21 protein-coding genes and 1 pseudogene are annotated in these 20,203 nt (G+C 71.3%); 14 read left to right on the top strand and 8 right to left on the bottom strand.

Going from position 1 to position 20,203, the window contains the following annotated elements:
• Entirely contained in the window at window positions 1–1,113 is a 1,113-nt protein-coding gene (gene alc / locus ACIQMX_RS18205; RefSeq protein WP_402479139.1) for an allantoicase, read from the top strand.
• 91 nt (window positions 1,114–1,204) lie between these two features.
• On the top strand, window positions 1,205–1,531 hold the full coding sequence (locus ACIQMX_RS18210) for a putative quinol monooxygenase (protein ID WP_363076055.1): 327 nt from the start codon (window positions 1,205–1,207) through the stop codon (window positions 1,529–1,531).
• Window positions 1,532–1,544: 13 nt separating this feature from the next.
• Here the strand turns inward: ACIQMX_RS18210 and ACIQMX_RS18215 are convergent, their stop codons facing one another.
• From ACIQMX_RS18215 to ACIQMX_RS18225, 3 genes are read right to left on the bottom strand one after another with little or no spacing between them, the layout of a single operon-like run.
• Window positions 1,545–2,375 carry an aldo/keto reductase gene (locus ACIQMX_RS18215; RefSeq protein ID WP_402479141.1) on the bottom strand — a complete coding sequence of 277 codons (831 nt, stop codon included), beginning with the start codon at window positions 2,373–2,375 and terminating at the stop codon, window positions 1,545–1,547.
• A 36-nt stretch (window positions 2,376–2,411) separates the two neighbouring features.
• A complete protein-coding gene (locus ACIQMX_RS18220) occupies window positions 2,412–2,648 on the bottom strand; it encodes a hypothetical protein (RefSeq protein WP_402479143.1) in 237 nt (78 codons plus the stop codon).
• 44 nt (window positions 2,649–2,692) lie between these two features.
• Window positions 2,693–3,439 carry an SDR family oxidoreductase gene (locus ACIQMX_RS18225; protein ID WP_363076061.1) on the bottom strand — a complete coding sequence of 249 codons (747 nt, stop codon included), beginning with the start codon at window positions 3,437–3,439 and terminating at the stop codon, window positions 2,693–2,695.
• Window positions 3,440–3,625: 186 nt separating this feature from the next.
• On the opposite strand from ACIQMX_RS18225, the gene ACIQMX_RS18230 reads away from it, so the two are divergent.
• From ACIQMX_RS18230 to ACIQMX_RS18245, 4 genes and pseudogenes are all read left to right on the top strand, one after another.
• On the top strand, window positions 3,626–4,249 hold the full coding sequence (locus ACIQMX_RS18230; RefSeq protein WP_363076063.1) for a dihydrofolate reductase family protein: 624 nt from the start codon (window positions 3,626–3,628) through the stop codon (window positions 4,247–4,249).
• Window positions 4,250–4,364: 115 nt separating this feature from the next.
• On the top strand, window positions 4,365–5,321 hold the full coding sequence (locus tag ACIQMX_RS18235; RefSeq protein ID WP_402479148.1) for an EamA family transporter: 957 nt from the start codon (window positions 4,365–4,367) through the stop codon (window positions 5,319–5,321).
• Between the two features lie 82 nt (window positions 5,322–5,403).
• Window positions 5,404–5,823 carry a PaaI family thioesterase gene (locus ACIQMX_RS18240; RefSeq protein ID WP_306084686.1) on the top strand — a complete coding sequence of 140 codons (420 nt, stop codon included), beginning with the start codon at window positions 5,404–5,406 and terminating at the stop codon, window positions 5,821–5,823.
• An 11-nt stretch (window positions 5,824–5,834) separates the two neighbouring features.
• Window positions 5,835–7,030 (top strand): annotated as a pseudogene (locus ACIQMX_RS18245) (cytochrome P450).
• Window positions 7,031–7,052: 22 nt separating this feature from the next.
• On the opposite strand, the gene ACIQMX_RS18250 reads toward ACIQMX_RS18245, so the two are convergent.
• The gene (locus tag ACIQMX_RS18250; protein ID WP_402479151.1) at window positions 7,053–8,057 is read right to left on the bottom strand and encodes a Gfo/Idh/MocA family oxidoreductase; all 1,005 of its coding nucleotides are present in this window, start codon (window positions 8,055–8,057) and stop codon (window positions 7,053–7,055) included.
• A 175-nt stretch (window positions 8,058–8,232) separates the two neighbouring features.
• Here ACIQMX_RS18250 and ACIQMX_RS18255 point away from each other — a divergent pair, with 175 nt between their 5' ends.
• The 6 genes from ACIQMX_RS18255 (at window position 8,233) to ACIQMX_RS18280 (ending at window position 14,091) form a co-directional block, all read left to right on the top strand.
• Entirely contained in the window at window positions 8,233–8,991 is a 759-nt protein-coding gene (locus ACIQMX_RS18255; RefSeq protein WP_402479154.1) for a GntR family transcriptional regulator, read from the top strand.
• A gap of 261 nt (window positions 8,992–9,252) precedes the next feature.
• Window positions 9,253–10,236 carry a sugar ABC transporter substrate-binding protein gene (locus ACIQMX_RS18260; RefSeq protein WP_363076077.1) on the top strand — a complete coding sequence of 328 codons (984 nt, stop codon included), beginning with the start codon at window positions 9,253–9,255 and terminating at the stop codon, window positions 10,234–10,236.
• Complete coding sequence (locus tag ACIQMX_RS18265; RefSeq protein WP_363076079.1) at window positions 10,233–11,282, top strand: ABC transporter permease; 1,050 nt, start codon at window positions 10,233–10,235, stop codon at window positions 11,280–11,282. Before ACIQMX_RS18260 ends, ACIQMX_RS18265 begins: the two co-directional genes overlap by 4 nt.
• The gene (locus tag ACIQMX_RS18270; RefSeq protein ID WP_363076081.1) at window positions 11,279–12,145 is read left to right on the top strand and encodes an ATP-binding cassette domain-containing protein; all 867 of its coding nucleotides are present in this window, start codon (window positions 11,279–11,281) and stop codon (window positions 12,143–12,145) included. Before ACIQMX_RS18265 ends, ACIQMX_RS18270 begins: the two co-directional genes overlap by 4 nt.
• A 177-nt stretch (window positions 12,146–12,322) precedes the next feature.
• Entirely contained in the window at window positions 12,323–13,486 is a 1,164-nt protein-coding gene (locus ACIQMX_RS18275; RefSeq protein ID WP_363076083.1) for an ROK family glucokinase, read from the top strand.
• Window positions 13,487–13,500: 14 nt separating this feature from the next.
• On the top strand, window positions 13,501–14,091 hold the full coding sequence (locus tag ACIQMX_RS18280; protein WP_402479158.1) for a hypothetical protein: 591 nt from the start codon (window positions 13,501–13,503) through the stop codon (window positions 14,089–14,091).
• Window positions 14,092–14,164: 73 nt separating this feature from the next.
• On the opposite strand, the gene ACIQMX_RS18285 is transcribed toward ACIQMX_RS18280, so the two are convergent.
• The 4 genes from ACIQMX_RS18285 to ACIQMX_RS18300 all read right to left on the bottom strand — a co-directional run bounded on the left by ACIQMX_RS18285 (window position 14,165) and on the right by ACIQMX_RS18300 (window position 18,135).
• The gene (locus ACIQMX_RS18285; protein WP_402479161.1) at window positions 14,165–15,424 is read right to left on the bottom strand and encodes an arginine deiminase; all 1,260 of its coding nucleotides are present in this window, start codon (window positions 15,422–15,424) and stop codon (window positions 14,165–14,167) included.
• Between the two features lie 44 nt (window positions 15,425–15,468).
• A complete protein-coding gene (locus ACIQMX_RS18290) occupies window positions 15,469–16,929 on the bottom strand; it encodes a basic amino acid/polyamine antiporter (protein WP_402479164.1) in 1,461 nt (486 codons plus the stop codon).
• Between the two features lie 184 nt (window positions 16,930–17,113).
• The gene (locus ACIQMX_RS18295; protein WP_402479168.1) at window positions 17,114–17,671 is read right to left on the bottom strand and encodes an NIPSNAP family protein; all 558 of its coding nucleotides are present in this window, start codon (window positions 17,669–17,671) and stop codon (window positions 17,114–17,116) included.
• A complete protein-coding gene (locus ACIQMX_RS18300; RefSeq protein WP_402479170.1) occupies window positions 17,668–18,135 on the bottom strand; it encodes a hypothetical protein in 468 nt (155 codons plus the stop codon). The genes ACIQMX_RS18295 and ACIQMX_RS18300 overlap by 4 nt, the downstream gene beginning before the upstream one ends.
• A 56-nt stretch (window positions 18,136–18,191) precedes the next feature.
• On the opposite strand from ACIQMX_RS18300, the gene ACIQMX_RS18305 reads away from it, so the two are divergent.
• Both ACIQMX_RS18305 and ACIQMX_RS18310 read left to right on the top strand, forming a co-directional pair.
• Window positions 18,192–19,127, top strand: coding sequence for a helix-turn-helix transcriptional regulator (locus tag ACIQMX_RS18305; protein ID WP_402479173.1), 936 nt, complete (start codon window positions 18,192–18,194; stop codon window positions 19,125–19,127).
• Between the two features lie 221 nt (window positions 19,128–19,348).
• Entirely contained in the window at window positions 19,349–20,182 is an 834-nt protein-coding gene (locus ACIQMX_RS18310) for a PIG-L family deacetylase (protein ID WP_402479176.1), read from the top strand.
• Window positions 20,183–20,203 lie beyond the last annotated feature (21 nt).

Below are 20,203 nucleotides of genomic sequence, written 5' to 3' on the forward strand. Positions count from 1 at the left end.
ATGACGGCGACCACGCACTTCACCGGCGACGCGAACCCCTACGGCGGCGGCGACCCGTACGCCGACTACCGCACCGCCGACCGCCCCTTCACCCACCTCGTCGACCTCGCCGACCGGCGGCTCGGCGCGGGCGTGATCGCCGCCAACGACGAGTTCTTCGCGGAGCGCGAGAACCTGCTGAAGCCGGAGCCCGCACACTTCGACCCCGAGCACTTCGGGCACAAGGGCAAGATCATGGACGGCTGGGAGACCCGCCGCCGCCGCGGCGTGAGCGCCGCACAGCCCCACCCGGTGGACGAGGACCACGACTGGGCACTGGTCCGCCTCGGCGCGCCCGGCGTCGTGCGCGGCATCGTCGTCGACACCGCCCACTTCCGCGGCAACTACCCGCAGGCGGTCTCCGTCCAGGGCGTCTCGCTGCCCGGCTCGCCGTCCCCCGAGGACCTCCTGGCCCCGGACGTGAAGTGGACGACGCTCGTCCCCCGTACGGCAGTCGGCGGCCACGCGGCCAACGGCTTCGCCGTCGAAACCGCGCAGCGCTTCACGCATCTGCGGGTCAACCAGCACCCGGACGGAGGCATAGCCAGGCTCCGGGTGTACGGCGAAGTGGCCCCGGACCCCGCCTGGCTGACGGCGCTCGGCACCTTCGACCTCGTCGCGCTGGAGAACGGCGGCCGGGTCGAGGACGCGTCGGACCGCTTCTACTCCCCGGCGACGAACACCATCCAGCCCGGCCGCTCCCGCAAGATGGACGACGGCTGGGAGACCCGGCGCCGGCGCGACCGGGGCAACGACTGGATCCACTACCACCTCGTCGAGGAGGCGGAGATCCGCGCCGTCGAGATCGACACCGCCTATCTGAAGGGCAACTCGGCCGGATGGGCGGGCCTCTCCGTCCGGGACGCGGGCGGCGACTGGACCGAGCTGCTGCCCAGGACCCGGCTGCAGCCCGACACCAACCACCGCTTCGTCCTGCCGCGGGCCGTACGCGCCGCCGAGGTCCGCATCGACATCTATCCGGACGGCGGCATCTCACGGCTGCGCCTCTTCGGCTCGCTGACCGCCCCGGGCGCCGCACGCCTGATGGCCCGCCACGTCGGACTGGGCGGCTGAACCGGCCCTGCCGAGGACTGTCCGTATTCGGGCGATACCGTAGGGATGCGGGACCCTGTCCTGGTTCCCGCACACCCCCACAGGAGTCGCCATGATCTTCATCGCCGTCAGGTTCACCGTGCGCACCGCCGAGCGCGACAACTGGCTGCCGGCCGTCGAGGAGTTCACCCTCGCCACCCGCCAGGAGCCCGGCAACGTGTTCTTCGACTGGTCCTACAGCGTCGAGAACCCGGACCAGTTCGTGCTGCTGGAGGCGTTCGCGTCGCCCGAAGCCGGCACGGCCCACGTGCGGTCGGCGCACTTCGCCGCGGCGATGGAGACGATGGCGGACCTGGTGGCGGAGGTGCCCGAGATCATCAACGTCGAGGTGCCGGGCGAGGGCTGGTCCCGCATGGCGGAGGTACAGCCGCGCGCCTGAGGGCTGTCCCGGCTCAGAACTCCTCGTGCGCCTCGGGGTCCCCGCCGAACCGCTCCTGCGGTCCGGCCGAGATGCGCGCCAGCTCGTCCGGCGTCAGCTCGAACCCGAACAGATCGAGGTTCTCCCGCTGCCGCCCCGGATCGGCCGACTTCGGGATCGGTACGGCGCCCAGCTGGGTGTGCCAGCGCAGCACGGCCCGGCCGGGCGTCACACCGTGCGCCCCGGCCGCGGCGACGACCGCCGGGTCGGCCGTCAGATCACGCCCGCGCCCCAGCGGGCTCCAGCTCTCCGTGACGATGCCCTTGGCGGCGTGCACGGCCCGCAGTTCCTCCTGCGGCAGCCGCGGATGCATCTCGATCTGGTTGACGGCGGGCAGCACTCCCGTCTCCTCCTCCAGCCGCGCCAGATGGTCCGCGGTGAAGTTGGATACCCCGATCGACCGCACGAGCCCGTCCTCACGCAGCCGGATCAGCGCCCGCCACGTGTCCACGTACAGGCCGACACGGGGCAGCGGCCAGTGGATGAGATAGAGGTCCACGTAGTCCAGGCCGAGGCGGCGGCGGGACTCCTCGAACGAGGCGAGGGTCTTCTCGTACCCGTGGTGCCTGCCCGGCACCTTGGTGGTGACGAAGACGTCCTCGCGCGGTACGCCGCTGCGGGCGATCCCGCGTCCCGTACCGGTCTCGTTGCCGTAGTTCAGCGCGGTGTCGACGAGCCGGTAGCCCCGCTCCAGCGCCCCGGCGACCGCTTCCTCGGCCGCGTCGTCGTCCAGCGGCCAGGTGCCGAGTCCGACCGCGGGGATCGTGCGGCCGTCGTTGAGGGTGTGCGCCGGGGTCGCGGGCATGGTCGTCCCTTCCGTACGGATCACTGCCCGGCCAGCCTAGGACCGTCCGCCCCGACCCGCCTCGCGGTGCAGCCGTGCGATGACCTCGTCGACCCCGCCGCGCTCGTAGCCGCGCCGCACCAGGTCGAACGCCACGGGTCCGGCCGGCGGGGCACCGGTCAGGAGCCGGGTGACGTAGGCCTCGACCTGATCGCGGTCGTATCCGCGCCGGGCGATACGGAATCCGAACCGTTCGTACAGCGGTCGGTCGTCCTTCTCACCCGGCACGGACATGTGGGCCTCCTCAAGGCGCGGTCGCTGCCCTCACCCTGCCACGCTCAGGCCGCGTGGCCACCGTCCACGACCATTTCCGCACCGGTGACGTACGCCGCCTCGTCACTGGCCAAGTAGGCGATCATCGCGGCTACTTCACCGGTCTTCCCGAACCGGTCCAGTGCGTTGGCGGCCCGCTGGCCGGCGGCGAACGGTCCGTCCGCGGGGTTCATGTCGGTGTCGACCGCGCCGGCCTGGACCAGGTTGACCGTGATGCCGCGCGGCCCGAGCTCGCGGGCGAGCGGCTTGGTCAGTCCGGACAGTGCCGACTTGCTCATCGCGTAGAGCGTGGAGCCGGGACCGCCCGCGTACCGGCTCAGGGCCGTACCGACGGAGATGATGCGGCCGCCCCGCTCCAGGACGCCCGCCGCCGCCCGGCAGGCCAGGAAGACCGCCCGGACGTTGACGGCGAGCACCCGGTCGACATCGGCGTCGGTGATGCCGTCGATCGGGCCGAGGACGCCGATGCCCGCGTTGTTGACGAGGATGTCGAGCCGCCCGAAGGCCTCCGCCGTCCGGTGCACCGCACCGGGGACGGCCTCCGGGTCGGCCGAGTCCGCACGCAGGGCGACGGCCCGACGGCCGACCGCCTCGATCTTGCGTACGACCTCGTGGGCGGCCTCCTCGTCCCGGACGTAGGTCAGCGCCACATCGGCGCCGTCCCGGGCGAGCCGCAGGGCGGTCGCGGCGCCGATGCCGCGGCTGCCACCGGTGACGAGCGCGGTGCGGTTGGTGCTGACGGTGCTGGTCATGAGGGTTTCCGTTCCTTCGCCGGTCGTGCTGACAGGAACCAGCAAAGTCCTTTCGCGCACCGGAGACCGGCGGGAAACGGACGCCCACTCCGGTACGGCGGCGGCCGCCGCCGATGAGTTCCCGCCGCCCGCGGGGTCGGAACAGATGGAAGCGCACCTCAGTGATGTTCCCGAAGGAGCACGACCATGGCACAGCTGACGCTGACCACCTTTCTGACCCTCGACGGCGTCATGCAGGCGCCCGGCGGCCCCGAGGAGGACACGAGCGACGGATTCGAGTACGGCGGCTGGGTCGCGCCGTTCCTGGACGAGGGCATGGGCCGGTTCATGACCGACGTGTTCGACCGTGCGGCGGCGTTCCTGCTGGGACGGCACACGTACGACATCTTCGCGGCCTACTGGCCGGGCGTCACCGACCCCGGCGACCCGATCGCCTCCCGCCTCAACACCCTGCCCAAGTACGTCGTCTCGACCACCCTGGAGAAGGCGGACTGGGAGAACAGCACCGTGATCTCCGCCGGTGTCGCGGAGGAGGTCGCCCGGATCAAGGACCGCACGGAAGGCGGCGAACTGCAGATCCACGGCAGCGGCCTGCTCGCCCGGTCCCTGATGGCGCACGACCTGATCGACGCGTACCACCTGCTGGTGTTCCCGGTCGTGCTCGGCCGTGGGCGGCGGCTGTTCCCGGACGGCGGGCTGCCGACGGCCTTCGGGCTGACCGCCTCCCGGACGACGCCCAACGGCATCACGATCCAGACCTACCGGCCCGCCGGACGGGCCGCTTTCGGTTCGGTCCCGGACGGCACCTGAGCGATCGGACCGGTCAGGGGCTCGCCATGGCAGGAGGGTGCCGGGTAGCGTGATCGTTCCGCGTGCGAGCCAGTGAGGTCTCCACATCTGCCCTGTGGAGAACCAGGAGATCCGGGTGTCCTCCGTCGCCGTGCCCGTCCTCGCCCCGCCGCGCCGTGCGTGGCTGACCGATCTGCCCGTCCTGCTCGTCGCCGTGGTGTGGGGCTCCAGCTATCTGGCGGCCAAGGGCATCACCACGACGCAGACCGTCATCGCCGTCCTCGTGCTGCGGTTCGCCGTCGTGCTGCCCGTCCTGGTGATCGCCGGATGGCCCCGGCTGCGGGCGCTGACCGCCGCCCAGTGGCGGGGCGCCGGGCTGCTGGGCCTCGTGCTCAGCGGGATCTTCCTGGTGGAGACGTACGGTCTGGTGCACACCTCGGCGACCAACGCCGGGCTCATCATCAGCCTCACCATGATCTTCACCCCGCTGGCCGAGGCCGCCGTGACACGGAACCGGCCGACCGGCGCCTTCCTCGCGGCCGCCGGGCTCTCCGTCGCCGGAGTGGTCCTCCTGACCCAGGGCGGCGGATTCACCAGCCCCTCGGCGGGCGACCTGCTGATGCTCGTCGCCGCGCTCGCCCGTACCCTCCACGTCCTCCTGATGGCGCGCATCAAGTCCGTCCGGTCGGCGGACTCGCTGTCCCTCACCACGGTCCAGCTCGGCAGCGCCGTCACCGTCTTCGCCCTGCTGACCGCCGCGCCCGGCACGGGCGAGTCGCCGTGGTCGGTCGCGGCCGGGTTCGGCGCCCGGGAATGGGGCGGGCTGCTGTTCCTGTCGCGGGCCGGCCGTGCCGAACGGGCGCGGCAGCGCATCGCGTTGCTTGCCGACCGCGAGCGCGAGGTGGCGGTCGCCGTCGGGCGCGGCCGCTCCAACGCCGAGATCGCCGCCGCGCTCTATCTGAGCGTGGCCACGGTGAAGACCCAGGTCTCCCGTATTCTCGCCAAGTTCGACTTCAACAACCGGGTGCAGATTGCGCTGCTGGTCCATGACGCGGGCCTGCTCGACGACGACGGCGACCGCGACCCCTCCTGAAACGGATTGCCTTCGGGACGGGTTCGGCTGCGGGGCGGATGCGGCGGTGAGACAGAGCTGGTGAGACAGAAAGGACCCCGCCATGACCGGACTCGACCTGCAGATGGCACAGAAGGTGCTCGACAGCCAGCCGTTCAGCGCGCTCGTCGGCGCACGGATCACCGCGTTCGGCGACGGCGCGGCCACACTGGAGATCGACAGCCGTGAGGAACTGCGGCAGCAGAACGGATTCCTGCACGGCGGAGTGCTCGCCTACGCCGCCGACAACGCCCTCACCTTCGCCGCCGGTACGACGCTCGGCCCGGCGGTGCTGACCGGCGGCTTCTCCATCCAGTACCTCCGCCCCGCCACCGGCGCCTCGCTCGTCGCGCGCGCGGAGGTCGTCCACACCGGGCGCCGGCAGGCCGTGGCACGTTGCGATCTGTCCGTCGTGGGGCAGGACGGTACCGAGACTCTCTGTGCCGTCGCCCAGGGCACCGTGCTGAGCGCCGCCTCGTCCTGAAGGAGCCCCACGTGACCACCGAAGCCATAGTCGACCTCGGGGCGCTCGGTGAGCGGTTCACCCGCGATCCGTTCCCCGTGTACGCCGACTTACGGGCCCGCGGACCCGTGCACCGGGTCCGGATCCCGGAGGGTTCCCTCGCCTGGCTCGTCGTCGGCTACGAGGAAGGCCGGGCCGCGCTCGCCGACCAGCGGTTCTCCAAGGAGGGCGCAACGCCTCGCCGTCCCTCGGCGTCGGCCAGGTCGCCTCGGGGACCTCCATGCTCAGCTCGGACGCACCCGCCCACACCCGGCTGCGCAAACTCGTGGCCCGCGAGTTCACCGCCCGCCGGATGCGCCAACTCGTGCCACGCGTACAGCAGATGACGGACGAACTGCTCGACACCATGCTGGCGCGCCCGGACCGCAGGACCGATCTGGTCGAGTCCCTGTCCTTCCCGCTGCCCATGTCCGTCATCTGCGAACTGCTCGGTGTGCCGTTCCTGGACCGCCAGGTCTTCCGCGAGTGGTCCAACACCGTGCTGTCCTCCCTCGACGCCGAGGTACGCCGCGACGCGACCGTCCAGATGTCCGGCTTCCTCGCCGGAATGCTCGACGACAAGCGGGACCGGCCCGGCGACGACCTGATGAGCGCGCTGATCCACACGGCCGACGAGGAGGGCGACCGGCTCTCGGCCGGCGAACTCATGGGCATGGCCTGGCTGCTGCTCGTCGCCGGCCACGAGACCACCGTGAATCTGATCTCCAACGGCGTGCTGGCACTGCTCACCCACCCGGACCAACTGGCTGCACTGCGCGCTGACTTCGGACTGATCGACAATGCCGTGGAGGAGATGCTCCGCTGGGCGGGCCCGGTCGAGACACCCACGTACCGCTTCACCACCGAAGCGATCGACATCGGCGGCACGGTGATCCCGGGCGGCGGTGAGCTGGTCCTGGTCGCGATGTCCGACGCCAACCGCGACCCGGACCGCTTCCCGGACGCCGACCGTTTCGACATCACCCGGGACGCCCGCGGACACCTGGCCTTCGGCCACGGCATCCACTTCTGCCTGGGTGCGCCGCTGGCCCGCATCGAGGCGGCGGTGGCCATCAGGTCGCTGCTGGAGCGCTGCCCGGAGCTGGCGCCGGACGGGGACCCGGCGGAGCTGACCTGGCGTACGGGTCTGCTCATCCGGGGGCCGGAGGGGCTGCCGGTCAGGTGGTGAGCCGCGGGCGGCGCGCCCGGGGTCAGGCGGACGGGATCTCCGTCAGCTCCACCGCGCGCCGCTCCCGCCGCGAGACCTCGCACGCCTCAGCGATCCGCAGCGCGCTCAGCGCCTCCCGGCCGTCGCACGGATTGGCCGCCTCGCCGCGCACCACGCTTACGAAGGCGTCGAGTTCGGCCTCGTACGCGGGGGCGAAGCGCTCCAGGAAGCCCGGCCAGGGGTCGGCCGGGGCGCCGGGGCCGTCCGGTTCGGCGGAGGTCAGCGGGGTGCGGCCGCCGAGGCCCACCGCGATCTGGTCGTCCTCGCCGGCGAGCTCCATCCGGACGTCGTAGCCCGCGCCGTTGCAGCGGGTCGACGTCGCGGTGACCAGGGTGCCGTCGTCGAGGGTCAGCAGCGCCGCCGCCGTGTCCACGTCGCCGGCCGCGCGGAACATCGGGTGCCCGGCGTCCGACCCGGTGGCGTACACCCGCGTCACCTCGCGGCCCGTCACCCAGCGGACCATGTCGAAGTCATGGATCAGGCAGTCCCGGAACAGCCCGCCGGAGAGCGGCAGATACGCGGCGGGCGGCGGCGCGGGGTCGGAGGTCGCCGTCCGTACGGTGTGCAGCCTGCCGAGCGCCCCGCCGCGTACCGCGGCGCGTGCCGCCGCGTATCCGGCATCGAACCGGCGCATGAAGCCGAGCTGAAGGACGCTGTGCGCACGCTCCGCCTCGCGCAGCGCTCCCAGCGTGCCCGCCAGGTCCAGCGCGACGGGCTTCTCGCAGAAGGCGGGCAGCCCCGCGCGGGCGGCCCGGCCGATCAGCTCGGCGTGGGCGGAGGTGGCGGAGGCGATCACCACGGCGTCCACTCCGGCGTCGAACACCTCCGTCGCCGTGGCCACGGCGCGCGCTCCGGTCCGGCGGGCGACGGCGGCCGCGCGGGCCGGCTCGGCATCGGCCACCACCAGCGCCCGGACCGCGGGATGGCGGGCGAGGACGCCCGCGTGGAAGGAGCCGATCCTGCCGGTGCCGAGTAGTCCGATGCGCATGGGACCAACGTGCCGTCCACGCGTATCGATGTCAATGAATGTCCTGACAAACTACCCAGGCGCCTTCGGCGGGCCGAGCGCGGGTGAGCCCGCCCGGGTCACCGGGTGCGATGCTGTCCGGACATCAGGACGACCGGACTACCGGAGTTGCGGACGTGGGAGCTACGCTCCGGGCGTGCCGAAATCCACCGCCGACGCGACCGCCCTCGACCTGGGCGTGGACCGCTCCAGCCCCGTCCCGCTCTACTACCAGCTCGCTCAGCAGCTGGAGGCGGCGATCGCGGACGGCAGGCTCGCGGCCGGCGGACTCCTCGGCAACGAGATCGAACTCGCCGTACGGCTCGGGCTGTCCCGGCCCACCGTCCGCCAGGCCATCCAGTCGCTCGTGGACAAGGGCCTGCTGGTCCGACGCCGCGGCGTCGGCACCCAGGTACTGCACAGCAGGGCCAGGCGCCCCCTCGAACTCAGCAGCCTGTACGACGACCTGGAAGCCGCGGGCCGGCAGCCCTCGACCACCGTCCTGGCCAACGCCCTGCGGCCCGCCACGGCCGCCGTCGCCGCCGCACTGGGCGTCACGGAGGGCACCGAGGTGCAGTACATCGAGCGACTGCGCGAGGCGGACGGCGAACCCCTGGCCCTGCTGCGCAACCATCTGCCCGCCGGCCTCCTCGACCTCACCGGCGAACGGCCGGCGGCCACCGGCCTCTACCGGATGATGCGCGGCGCGGGCATCACCCTGCACAGCGCCCGCCAGACCGTCGGCGCCCGCCTCGCCACCGCCGACGAGGCCGGCCCGCTCGGAGAGAGCGAGGGCGCCGCCCTGCTCACGCTGGAGCGCACCACCTTCGACGACACGGGCAGAGCGGTCGAAGCCGCCTCCCACCTCTACCGCGCCTCGCGCTACACCTTCGATTTCCAGCTCCTCGTACGGTGACACGGGGCCCCGGCTCTCGTACGGTGTCACAGGCTTCCCGGCTACCCGTACGGTGACGACGGCCGCACCCCGGCCGCCCCGCCCCCGTACACGTCCCCGTCCGACACACGCGCCGCGCCCCTGCCGGGCGGGTGCGGCCCGGGCTCGGGGATACTTGCCCAGCCGGGCCGGGACCGTATGGCCCCGGCTCCACCAGCAGCACAGCGAGCAGCACAAGAAGGGCACGGCGTCGTGGCAAGGGTTCGGACAGGGGTACGTGCGATGGGCGCCGTGCTTGCGGCGGTGCTCGGGGCCTCCCTCATGGGATGCAGCAGCACCGGCGGCAAGCGGGCGGAGGAGCGGGCGGAGCAGGCCGCGGCCGAGGGCCGGTCCGCGGTGAACACACCCCGCTGGACCTTCGCCATGGTCACCCACTCGGGAGACGGCGACACCTTCTGGGACATCGTCCAGAAGGGCGCCGAAATGGCGGCCAAGAAGGACAACATCAACTTCCTGTACTCGCACAACGACGAGGCGCAGCAGCAGGCGCAGCTGGTGCAGGCCGCCATCGACAAGAAGGTCGACGGGCTCATCGTCACGCTCGCCAAGCCGGACGCCATGAAGGCCGTCGTCGCCAAGGCCACGAAGGCCGGCATCCCGGTGATCACGGTGAACTCGGGCTCCGCCGAGTCCAAGAGCTACGGCGCGCTCACGCACATCGGCCAGGACGAGTCGATCGCGGGCGAGGCCGTCGGCGACGAGCTCAACGCACGCGGCCGCAAGAAGGCCCTGTGCATCCTCCACGAGCAGGGCAACGTCGGTCACGAGCAGCGCTGCGCCGGGGCGAAGAAGACCTTCGACGGCCAGATGCAGAACCTGTACGTCGAGGGCACGAACATGCCCGACGTCCAGGCCTCCATCGAGGCGAAGCTCCAGGCCGACAAGGACATCGACGCCGTCGTCACCCTGGGCGCCCCGTTCGCGGACGCCGCCGTCAAGGCGAAGACGACCGCCGGCAGCAAGGCGGAGATCGACACCTTCGACCTGAACGCCAAGGTCGCGGCCGAGCTCCAGGCCAAGACCCTCGGCTTCGCCGTCGACCAGCAGCCCTACCTCCAGGGGTACGAGGCCGTCGACCTGCTCTGGCTCTACCGCTACAACCGCAACGTGCTCGGCGGCGGCCTTCCGGTCCTGACCGGCCCGCAGGTCATCACCTCGGACGACGCGGCCCAGCTCGCCGAGTACGCGGACCGGGGAACCCGATGACCGCGGGGCCCGGCACGTCCTCCGCCGTGGCGGACGAGCGGCTGGTGCGCGTCTCACCGCTGCGCAAGCTGCTCGGCCGCCCCGAGCTCGGCTCGGTCGTCGGCGCGCTCGCCGTCTTCCTCTTCTTCGCGGTCGTCGCCGACAGCTTCCTGCGCGCCACCAGCTTCGGCACGGTGCTCTACGCGGCCTCCACGATCGGCATCATGGCGGCGCCCGTGGCACTGCTGATGATCGGCGGCGAGTTCGACCTCTCCGCGGGCGTGATGGTCACCAGCTCCGCACTGATCTCGTCGATGTTCAGCTACCAGATGACGGCCAACGTCTGGGTCGGCGTCCTCGTGTCCCTGCTGGTCACGCTCGCCATCGGCGCGTTCAACGGCTTCATGCTGACGCGGACGAAACTTCCGAGCTTCATCATCACGCTCGGTACGTTCCTGATGCTGACCGGTCTCAACCTGGGATTCACCAAGCTGATCAGCGGGACCGTATCGACGAAGACCATCGGCAACATGGAGGGCTTCGACTCGGCCCGCGCGGTCTTCGCCTCGCACTGGACGGTCGGCGGCGTGGAGCTGAAGGTGACCATCCTGTGGTGGGCCGTCCTCGTCGCCCTCGCCACCTGGATCCTGATCCGCACCCGCTTCGGCAACTGGATCTTCGCCGTCGGCGGCGAGGCCGACGCGGCCCGCGCGGTCGGCGTCCCCGTGATCCGGACCAAGATCGGCCTCTACCTCGGTGTGGCCTTCGCGGCCTGGGTCTCCGGCCAGCACCTGCTGTTCAGCTACGACGTGGTGCAGTCCGGCGAAGGCGTCGGCAACGAGCTGATCTACATCATCGCGGCCGTCATCGGCGGCTGCCTGATCACCGGCGGATACGGCTCCGCGATCGGCTCGGCGGTCGGTGCCTTCATCTTCGGCATGACCAGCAAGGGCATCGTGTACGCGGAGTGGAACCCGGACTGGTTCAAGTTCTTCCTCGGAGCCATGCTGCTCCTGGCCACCCTGCTCAACGCATGGGTACGCAAGCGCGCGGAGGCGACGAAATGACGGCCCCCAAGGAATCGAGCGGGCCCGCGGACACCGGCCGGCGGGCACTGGTCGAGCTGGATCACGTCAGCAAGTTCTACGGCAACATCAAGGCACTCCAGGACGTCTCGCTGGAGGTCCGCGCGGGCGAGATCTCCTGTGTCCTCGGTGACAACGGCGCCGGCAAGTCCACCCTGATCAAGATCATCGCAGGGCTGCACCGGCACGACGCGGGGACCTTCCTGATCGACGGCGAGGAGACCACGCTCGCCAACCCGCGCGACGCCCTGGACCGGGGCATCGCCACGGTCTACCAGGACCTCGCCGTCGTCCCCCTGATGCCGGTCTGGCGCAACTTCTTCCTCGGGTCCGAGCCGACGAAGGGCACAGGGCCCTTCAAGAGCCTCGACGTCCGGCTGATGCGGCAGACGACCCACTCCGCCCTGCTGCGGATGGGCATCGACCTGCGTGACGTCGACCAGCCCATCGGCACGCTGTCCGGCGGCGAGCGCCAGTGTGTGGCCATCGCGCGGGCCGTCCACTTCGGTGCCAAGGTCCTCGTCCTGGACGAGCCGACCGCGGCGCTCGGCGTCAAGCAGTCCGGGGTGGTGCTCAAGTACGTCGCCGCCGCCCGGGACGCGGGACTCGGCGTGGTCCTCATCACGCACAACCCGCACCACGCGTACCTCGTCGGTGACCGCTTCGTCCTGCTCAAGCGGGGCGCCATGGCGGGCAGCCACACGAAGGCCGGCGTGACGCTGGACGAGCTGACGCGCCAGATGGCGGGCGGCAGCGAGCTGGAGGAGCTCAGCCACGAGCTGGAGCGCGCCCCCGGCCCGGGCCCGCTGGGCGGCCTCCGGGACGAGGGCGGCACCTCCGGGTGACCGCGTCCACGGCTCTTCCCGGCACCCGGCGGGACCGGTCTCCGGGCCCGCCGGGCGCCGGGCGGCAGACCGGTTGACGTACGGACCGGGGTCGGCAATGGCAGAATCGACACCGGTGGGCACCGTCCGCCGCCGGAAGCAGAACGCACCCCCGGCCCCCCAGACCCCGCAGGGACGATGAGCACGTACCGCGACTTCACCCACCGCGGGTCCGCCCGCGCCACCGTCCTGCGGACCGTCGGCACCAGGGAGCGGCGCTCACACCTCACCGCCCCGCGGGTGCCCACGGTCGGCATCGACATCGGCGGGACGAAGGTGATGGCCGGCGTCGTCGACGCCGACGGCAACATCCTGGAGACCCTGCGCACCGAGACGCCCGACAAGTCCAAGAGCCCCAAGGTCGTCGAGGACACCATCGTCGAGCTGGTGCTGGACCTCTCGGACCGCCACGACGTCCACGCGGTGGGCATCGGCGCGGCGGGCTGGGTCGACGCGGACCGCTCCAAGGTCCTGTTCGCCCCGCACCTGGCCTGGCGCGACGAACCCCTGCGCGACGCCCTCGCCTCCCGGCTCGTCGTCCCTGTCATGGTGGACAACGACGCCAACACCGCCGCCTGGGCCGAATGGCGCTTCGGTGCCGGACGCGGCGAGGACCACCTCGTCATGATCACGCTCGGCACCGGCATCGGCGGCGCGATCCTGGAGGACGGCCAGGTCAAGCGCGGCAAGTACGGCGTCGCCGGTGAGTTCGGCCACATGCAGGTCGTGCCCGGCGGCCACCGCTGCCCCTGCGGCAACCGCGGCTGCTGGGAGCAGTACAGCTCCGGGAACGCGCTCGTCCGGGAGGCGCGGGAACTGGCCGCGGCGGACTCCCCGGTCGCCCACGGAATCATCGAGCGGGTCAAGGGCAACATCCCCGACATCACCGGACCGCTCATCACCGAACTGGCCCGCGAGGGCGATGCGATGTGCATCGAGCTCCTCCAGGACATCGGCCAGTGGCTCGGTGTCGGCATCGCCAATCTGGCCGCCGCGCTCGACCCCTCCTGCTTCGTCATCGGAGGCGGTGTCAGCGCCGCCGACGACCTCCTGATCGGACCGGCCAGGGACGCCTTCAAACGCCACCTCACCGGCCGCGGCTACCGGCCCGAGGCCCGGATCGCGAAGGCGCAGCTCGGCCCCGAGGCGGGTATGGTCGGCGCGGCCGACCTCGCCAGACTGGTGGCCCGCCGCTTCCGGCGCACCAACCGCCGGCGCGTGGAGCGGTACGAGCGGTACGCCCAGATCTACGACCAGGCCGCCAGCACCATCCGTAACACGCGCAACACCCGCACTTCCTAGGGATCCCCGCACCCATGACCGCAGCCGAGCACCCCGTCGTGCCGCGCCAGTCCCCGCCGCCCTGCGAGGGGCCGACGCCCGAGGACCGGCGCCGGACCGTCCGCCGGCGCCTGATCACGGCGACCATCATCGTGCTGCTGATCGGCATCCCGGCCGGTTATCTGCTGATCTCGGCGGGCCAGAGCCGCCGCTCCGGCCAGGACAAGGCCGCCGAGGCGGCGGCGCAGGGGCTCCGCGGGGGCTGGCCGTCACGGATGCTCCGCCGCATCTTCGAGGTGCCGATCCCCAAGGACGCCGTGGAGGTCCAGTACTACGAGACCAACAACTGGAAGGCCAGCCGGATGTACGTGCAGTTCCGCACGTCGTCCAACGGCCTGGACCGGTTCCTGACCCAGATGGGCACGGGGCGGGCCGCCCTGAAGAACGGCAGTCTCACCATCGGCGAACGCGACATGAAGATCGCGGGCTGGTACTTCAACGGCAACCTGTCGTGGGCGGGCACCACGCACACGAACAAGGATCCCCGCCCCACGCAGGACATCACCGTCAACATGACCGACCCGGTGGCACCGGTCGTCTACGTCGTCTCCGCGGCGACCCCCTGACCGCTTGTCCCGTCGTCTTCGCGGCGACCCCCGACCGCTCACACGGGACCGGCACGGCATCCGCCGGCCGTGGTCAGAAGTCGACGGGTTCGCGGATCAGCGGGCAGGTCATGCAGTGGCCGCCGCCACGCCCACGGCCGAGTTCGGCGCCGACGATCGTGATGACCTCGACGCCGGCCCTGCGCAGCAGCGCGTTGGTCTGGGTGTTGCGGTCGTAGGTGAAGACGACGCCGGGCCGCAGTGCGACGGCGTTGTTGCCGCTGTCCCACTGCTGGCGCTCGGAGGCGTACACATCGCCGCCCGTCTCGACCACCCGCAGCGCGGGCAGACCGAGCCCCCTGGCGACGACGTCGACGAACGGTGTCGATCCCTCGTCGGTGATCTCCACCCCGGGGCCCTTGTCGCCCGGGCGCAGCGAGAAGGTGTGCACCGCGTCCATGATCCTGGGGTAGAGGGTGACGATGTCACGGTCGGCGAAGGTGAAGACCGTGTCGAGATGCATGGCGGAACGGAGCCTGGGCATTCCGGCGACGATGACCTGCTCGGCCGCGCCGTTGCGGAACAGGGACGCGGCGACCTGCGTGATGGCCTGGCGGGAGGTGCGTTCGCTCATGCCCATGAGGACGACCCCGTTGCCGACGGGCATGATGTCGCCGCCCTCGAACGTGGCCTGGCCCCAGTCCTGTTCCGGGTCGCCCCACCACACCACGCTGTCCCTGAAGTCGGGGTGGAAGGTGTAGACCGCCTTCATCAGCAGGGTCTCACCGTGCCGGGCGGGCCAGTAGAGCGGGTTCAGCGTCACACCGCCGTAGAGCCAGCAGGTGGTGTCGCGGGTGTACAGGGTGTTGGGGAGCGGGGGCATGAGGTACTCCCGTGCCCCGGTCGCCTCGCGGGCGAGCGCCACGTAGCCGGAGCGGAACCCGGCCGGCAGATCGGCGGTCGACAGTCCGCCGATGAGGTACTCGGCCAGCTGCCGGGAGCCGAGCGAGTCCAGGAAGGCGCGCGTGTCGTCGACGAGCCCGAGGCCGACCTCGTTGGCGACGATCTTGCGGTCCAGGAGCCAGCTCCTGGCCTCGGGGATGTCCATGGTCCGGGCGAGCAGCTCGTGCAGTTCGACGACCTCGACCCCGTGGCCGGTCAGCTGGTCGACGAAGTCCGCGTGATCGCGCTGGGCGTTCTCCACCCACATGACGTCGTCGAACAGCAGGTCGTCGGAGTTGGTCGGGGTGAGACGGCGGTGGGCGAGGCCGGGCGCGCACACCAGCACCTTGCGGAGTCTGCCGACCTCGGAGTGAACGCCGAGGGCCGGTCGGGGAGTGGTGTCTGAACGCATCGCAGTGCGCCTTTCGATCGGGTACGGCACGGGTCGGGTACGGGTCACAGCTCGATCCAGCCCACCGCCAGGGCGATCACGCCGATCACGGCACCGGCCACCGAGACGGCGCAGATGAGGGCCTCGCGGGGTGAGAACAGCCGCCGGTGCTGCTCGCGCCGTGCCTTGACGAACAGGAAGGTCGCGGGGGCGTAGAGGATGAACGAGACGAGGACGAACTTCAGCCCGGCCGCGTACAGCAGGAACGCCGTGTACAGCGTGGCGACGACGGCGACCACGAGCTCCGGGCGGGTGCTCCGGCCGGAGGTCTCCGCACGGCTGCGCCCGAGGCAGATCTTCACGGCGAACCCGGCGGCGAGCAGGAACGGGATCAGGCTCAGGGCGCTGGTCAGGTCGAGCGCGAAGTTGAACGCGTCGTCGGAGAACATCGTGACGACCAGGACGACCTGGCTCAGCATGGTCGTCATGAGCAGCGCGGGGACCGGGACGTCCTCGGCGGTGGCGCGGCCCAGGAACCGGGGCATGTCCTTGTCCTTGGCGGCGACGAAGAGCACCTCCGCGGCCATCAGGGTCCAGGCGAGGTACGCGCCGAGCACGGAGATGATGAGGCCGACGCTGACGAAGACCTTGCCCCAGGTGCCGACGGCGTGCTCCAGCACGCCGGCCATGGACGGCTGGCGCAGCTCGGCGATCTCGGCCATCGGCATGATGCCGTACGAGACGATGGTGACGGAGGCGAAGACCGCGAAGACGCTGAGGAAGCCGAGAACCGTGGCCCGGCCGACGTCCTCCCGCCGTTTCGCGTGCCGGGAGTAGACGCTGGCGCCCTCGACGCCGAGGAAGACGAAGACCGTGGCCAGCATCGTCCCGCGGACCTGGTTGAACAGCGAACCCGCGTAGTCGGCCCCGCCCCAGTTGTCCACGAACACATCGGTGTCGAGGCAGAACAGCGCGAGGACGACGAACACCAGGATCGGCACGACCTTGGCCACGGTGACGATCCGGTTGATCGCCGCCGCCTCCTTGACGCCGCGCCGGATCAGCAGGAAGAACGCCCACAGCCCGACCGAGGAGAGGACGACGGCCAGGAACGTGTCGCCGTCACCGAGCGCGGGCCAGATGGCGCCGATCGTCGACATGATCAGCACCCAGTACGTGACGTTGCCGACACAGGCGCTCGCCCAGTAGCCGAACGCGGAGAAGAACCCGAGGTACTCGCCGAACCCGGCCTTGGCGTACGCGTACACACCGGCGTCCAGGTCGGGCCGCCGCACGGCGAGTGCCTGGAAGACGAAGGCGAGCATCAGCATGCCCGTCCCCGCGATCGCCCAGGCGATCAACGCCCCGGCCACCCCGGTCTCCTGTGCGAACCGGCGCGGCAGTGAGAAGACCCCGGCCCCGACCATCGAGCCGACCACCATCGCGGTCAGTGTCACCAGGGTCAGTTTGGCCGCCGGCCGGTCACCGGAGGTGGCGGCCGGCGCGCCGGTCTCTGCGTGGCTCATGACTTCCCTCGTCTGTGCGCCCAAGCGGGAGGTCGCGCGGGGCCCGCGCCCGCTCGCCGTTCGGCAGCCCCCGTTCACGAGCCGAGATGAACTCCGGCGCCCCACGCATCCGTCGAACGAAATATAGTGCAATACGGTACATACCGCCCGAATGCTCGGGATGTCGCGCCTGGCGAAGCGGTCCTCAGGTATGCCGAACCGCTACCGGTTCGAGCCGAAGCCGCCGCGTCGGCCAGGGAGCCGGCTCCGCCGCGCCGAACCAGACCCGGACGTCCTCCCCGGTGCGGACGGGCAGGAGGGGATAGTCGTTCGCAGCGTGCTCCGTGCGGTGCAGCGCATGAGCCGGACTCAGATGACGGGCGGCATAGGCGTCGAAGAGGGCCGCTTCGGACGGGTGGCAGACGGTCGCGACCACGGCGCGGGTACCCGGCTCCGCGGTGAAGCCGGGGCCGCGCAGCAGCAGGACGTCGTCGCTGTCGGCCATGGTGGCGTTCGCCGCGTCGCGGTGCTCCCGCCAGACCGGGCCGGTGTAGAAGGCCTCCAGCGAGCGCCGGCGGTGCGTCATGTCGCGGAACGCGCGCAGCCAGACGAAGCGGTCCGGGTCGTCCAGATCGCGGAACCGGCCGCCGACGGTGATGCCCGCCGACCGCTGGCCGGTCACGAACTCGCGCTCGAACAGCTCGATCAGGGTCTCCCGCGTGCCCGGGTGCAGGGTGTACTGCCGGAGTTCGACGATGCTCATGCCCCGGCCCGCCCGGTGCGGCTGAGGTCCATGGTCCAGTTGAGCTCCCAGTCACGGCCGCCGTCGGCCGAGAACTCCTGCTCCCAGCGGGCGGTGTCCGGCCCGAGGCGGAACCAGGTGAAGTGCACCCGGATCGGGCGGCCGTCGTAGGTGTCCTCGCCGTGGAAGTCGCCGCGGTCGCCGTCGAAGGTGCCGGACACCGGCGGATCCAGCCGGCCCGTCCTGCTGTCCGACCAGTGGATCGACCAGCGTCGCGTCTCCTGGTCGAACAGCCGCAGGGTCGCTCCCCGGCGGCCGAGAGTGGGGAAGACGATCTCGTCGATGTTGCCGGCACCCTCGAACAGGGGCCGGATCACCGAGTGGCCGGGGAACTCCGTCCAGAGGGCGGGGCCCGGTCCGAGCGGTGCGGTGAGACGGCGGTTGGCCACATCCCAGGAGCCGTGCAGGAAGTCGAAGTCGTTCATGCGCACCAAGCTATGAGCACTCCACTGACACCTTCTGTCAGTGGATACTGACCGGCATGCGCGCGAGCCGGCTGGTCACCCTTCTGCTGCTGCTCCAGAACCGGGGCAGCATGACGGCCCAGCAACTGGCCGGGGAACTGGAGGTCTCCGTCCGCACCGTGTACCGGGACACCGAGGCGCTCGCCTCCGCCGGCATCCCGCTGTACGGCGCCGCCGGACACGCGGGCGGCTACCGGCTGCTCGACGGCTACCGGACCCGGCTCACCGGGCTGACGGCGGACGAGGCGCAGGCCGCCTTCCTCGCCGCGCTCCCCGGCGCCGCCGCCGACCTCGGCCTGGGCGGGGCGCTCGCCACGGCCCGGCTCAAGCTGCGGGCCGCCCTCCCGAAGGAACTGCGTGAGCACGCCGGGCGGATCCAGGAGCGCTTCCTGCTCGACGCCCCCGGCTGGTACGGCGACGCCGACCGCACGCCGTATCTGGCCCCGGTCGCCGCCGCGGTGTGGGAGCGACGCGCGGCGGCCCTGACGTACCGGCGCTGGCGGGCGCCGGAGGAGATCGAGCGGACGGTCGAACCGTACGGGCTCGTACTCAAGGCCGGGCGCTGGTACCTGGTCGCGGGCGGGCCGTCCGGGATCCGCACCTACCGGGTCGACCAGGTCATCGGATTCCGGCCCCTGGAGGAGTTCGCCGTGCCGGACGGCTTCGACCTCGCCGGCTACTGGACCGGCTACCTCGCCGGATTCCGGGCCCGGCTGCATACCGGCGAGGCCCGGGTGCGGCTCACCGCGGAGGGTGCCCGCCGCCTGGGCGTGACCCCCACGGATGACCGGTGGACGGAGACCCTGGTGCCCATCGAGTCGATCGACCACGCGCACGGGGAGTTCCTGCGGCTCGGCACCGACATCGAGGTCCTCGCCCCGGCCGAACTCCGCGACCGCATCGCCGCCACCGTACGGACCCTGGCCGCCCGCTACGGCTCTCCCGCGGAGTGAACGGGAGTACCTCAGGAGGCCGGTCCACGACGGCGGGTGCGGCCGAAACGCCGGGCCGGGAACAGCAGGCCCGCCCGGAACGGTTGCACGAGCGGGGGACCGGCGTCGCACGGGGGAACACGGAGACCGCGAGGGCATCCGTGCCGCCAGGACCCGCCCCCGGACCGCGGTACCCGCCGCACACCCGTACCCAGACGCTTTCTCCGCAGAAGGACACCTTCATGACTGACCGGCCGTTGACCCTCATGGCAGTGCACGCCCACCCCGACGACGAGGCCACCGGAACGGGAGGAGTCCTCGCGCGGTACGCGGCGGAAGGCATCCGCACCGTTCTGGTGACCTGTACGGACGGCGGCTGCGGCGACGGGAAGGGGGGTGCCAAGCCGGGCGATCCCGGTCACGATCCCGCGGCCGTCGCCCTGATGCGACGCCAGGAACTCGAGGCGAGTTGCGAGGTGTTGAAGATCAGCGATCTGGAGATGCTGGACTACGCCGACTCCGGAATGATGGGCTGGCCGAGCAACGACGCCCCCGGTTCCTTCTGGGGGACCCCGGTGGAGGAAGGTGCCGCCCGGCTTGCGGAACTCATGCGCCGGTACCGGCCCGATGTGGTCGTCACCTATGACGAGAACGGCTTCTACGGCCACCCCGACCACATCCAGGCCAACCGCATCACGACAGCGGCGCTGGAGATGACCGGGCTGACACCCAAGGTGTACTGGACGACGATGCCCCGCTCGGGGATGCAGAGATTCGGCGAGATCATGCGCGAGTTCCACCCGGACATGCCGGAGCCGGATCCCGCCGAGGCCGCCGCGATGGCCGAGATCGGCCTCCCCGACGACGAGATCACCACGTGGGTGGACACCACCGCGTTCAGCGGTCAGAAGTTCGACGCGCTGGCCGCGCACGCCAGCCAGGGCGAGAACATCTTCTTCCTCAAGATGGGCAAGGAGAGGTTCGGCGAGTTCATGGGCATGGAGACCTTCGTGCGCGTCAAGGACACCACCGACGCTCCCGTACCCGAGAACGATCTCTTCGCCGGACTGCGCTGACTGAGGTCCGCCCACAGGCGT

It is taken from the genome of Streptomyces sp. NPDC091416 (genome assembly GCF_044756845.1).
Taxonomy (GTDB): domain Bacteria; phylum Actinomycetota; class Actinomycetes; order Streptomycetales; family Streptomycetaceae; genus Streptomyces.

Bases quoted from the DNA above. Each gene is read 5' to 3' on its own strand.
- ACIQMX_RS18250 (WP_402479151.1), bottom strand. From the start codon at position 8,057: ATGCGCATCGGACTACTCGGCACCGGCAGGATCGGCTCCTTCCACGCG.
- ACIQMX_RS18280 (WP_402479158.1), top strand. From the start codon at position 13,501: ATGACCGCAGCCGAGCACCCCGTCGTGCCGCGCCAGTCCCCGCCGCCC.
- ACIQMX_RS18225 (WP_363076061.1), bottom strand. From the start codon at position 3,439: ATGACCAGCACCGTCAGCACCAACCGCACCGCGCTCGTCACCGGTGGC.
- ACIQMX_RS18265 (WP_363076079.1), top strand. From the start codon at position 10,233: ATGACCGCGGGGCCCGGCACGTCCTCCGCCGTGGCGGACGAGCGGCTG.
- ACIQMX_RS18240 (WP_306084686.1), top strand. From the start codon at position 5,404: ATGACCGGACTCGACCTGCAGATGGCACAGAAGGTGCTCGACAGCCAG.
- ACIQMX_RS18270 (WP_363076081.1), top strand. From the start codon at position 11,279: ATGACGGCCCCCAAGGAATCGAGCGGGCCCGCGGACACCGGCCGGCGG.
- ACIQMX_RS18220 (WP_402479143.1), bottom strand. From the start codon at position 2,648: ATGTCCGTGCCGGGTGAGAAGGACGACCGACCGCTGTACGAACGGTTC.
- ACIQMX_RS18210 (WP_363076055.1), top strand. From the start codon at position 1,205: ATGATCTTCATCGCCGTCAGGTTCACCGTGCGCACCGCCGAGCGCGAC.
- ACIQMX_RS18285 (WP_402479161.1), bottom strand. From the start codon at position 15,424: ATGCGTTCAGACACCACTCCCCGACCGGCCCTCGGCGTTCACTCCGAG.
- ACIQMX_RS18305 (WP_402479173.1), top strand. From the start codon at position 18,192: ATGCGCGCGAGCCGGCTGGTCACCCTTCTGCTGCTGCTCCAGAACCGG.
- ACIQMX_RS18295 (WP_402479168.1), bottom strand. From the start codon at position 17,671: ATGAGCATCGTCGAACTCCGGCAGTACACCCTGCACCCGGGCACGCGG.
- ACIQMX_RS18275 (WP_363076083.1), top strand. From the start codon at position 12,323: ATGAGCACGTACCGCGACTTCACCCACCGCGGGTCCGCCCGCGCCACC.
- ACIQMX_RS18215 (WP_402479141.1), bottom strand. From the start codon at position 2,375: ATGCCCGCGACCCCGGCGCACACCCTCAACGACGGCCGCACGATCCCC.
- ACIQMX_RS18230 (WP_363076063.1), top strand. From the start codon at position 3,626: ATGGCACAGCTGACGCTGACCACCTTTCTGACCCTCGACGGCGTCATG.
- alc (WP_402479139.1), top strand. From the start codon at position 1: ATGACGGCGACCACGCACTTCACCGGCGACGCGAACCCCTACGGCGGC.
- ACIQMX_RS18290 (WP_402479164.1), bottom strand. From the start codon at position 16,929: ATGAGCCACGCAGAGACCGGCGCGCCGGCCGCCACCTCCGGTGACCGG.
- ACIQMX_RS18260 (WP_363076077.1), top strand. From the start codon at position 9,253: ATGGGCGCCGTGCTTGCGGCGGTGCTCGGGGCCTCCCTCATGGGATGC.
- ACIQMX_RS18300 (WP_402479170.1), bottom strand. From the start codon at position 18,135: ATGAACGACTTCGACTTCCTGCACGGCTCCTGGGATGTGGCCAACCGC.
- ACIQMX_RS18310 (WP_402479176.1), top strand. From the start codon at position 19,349: ATGACTGACCGGCCGTTGACCCTCATGGCAGTGCACGCCCACCCCGAC.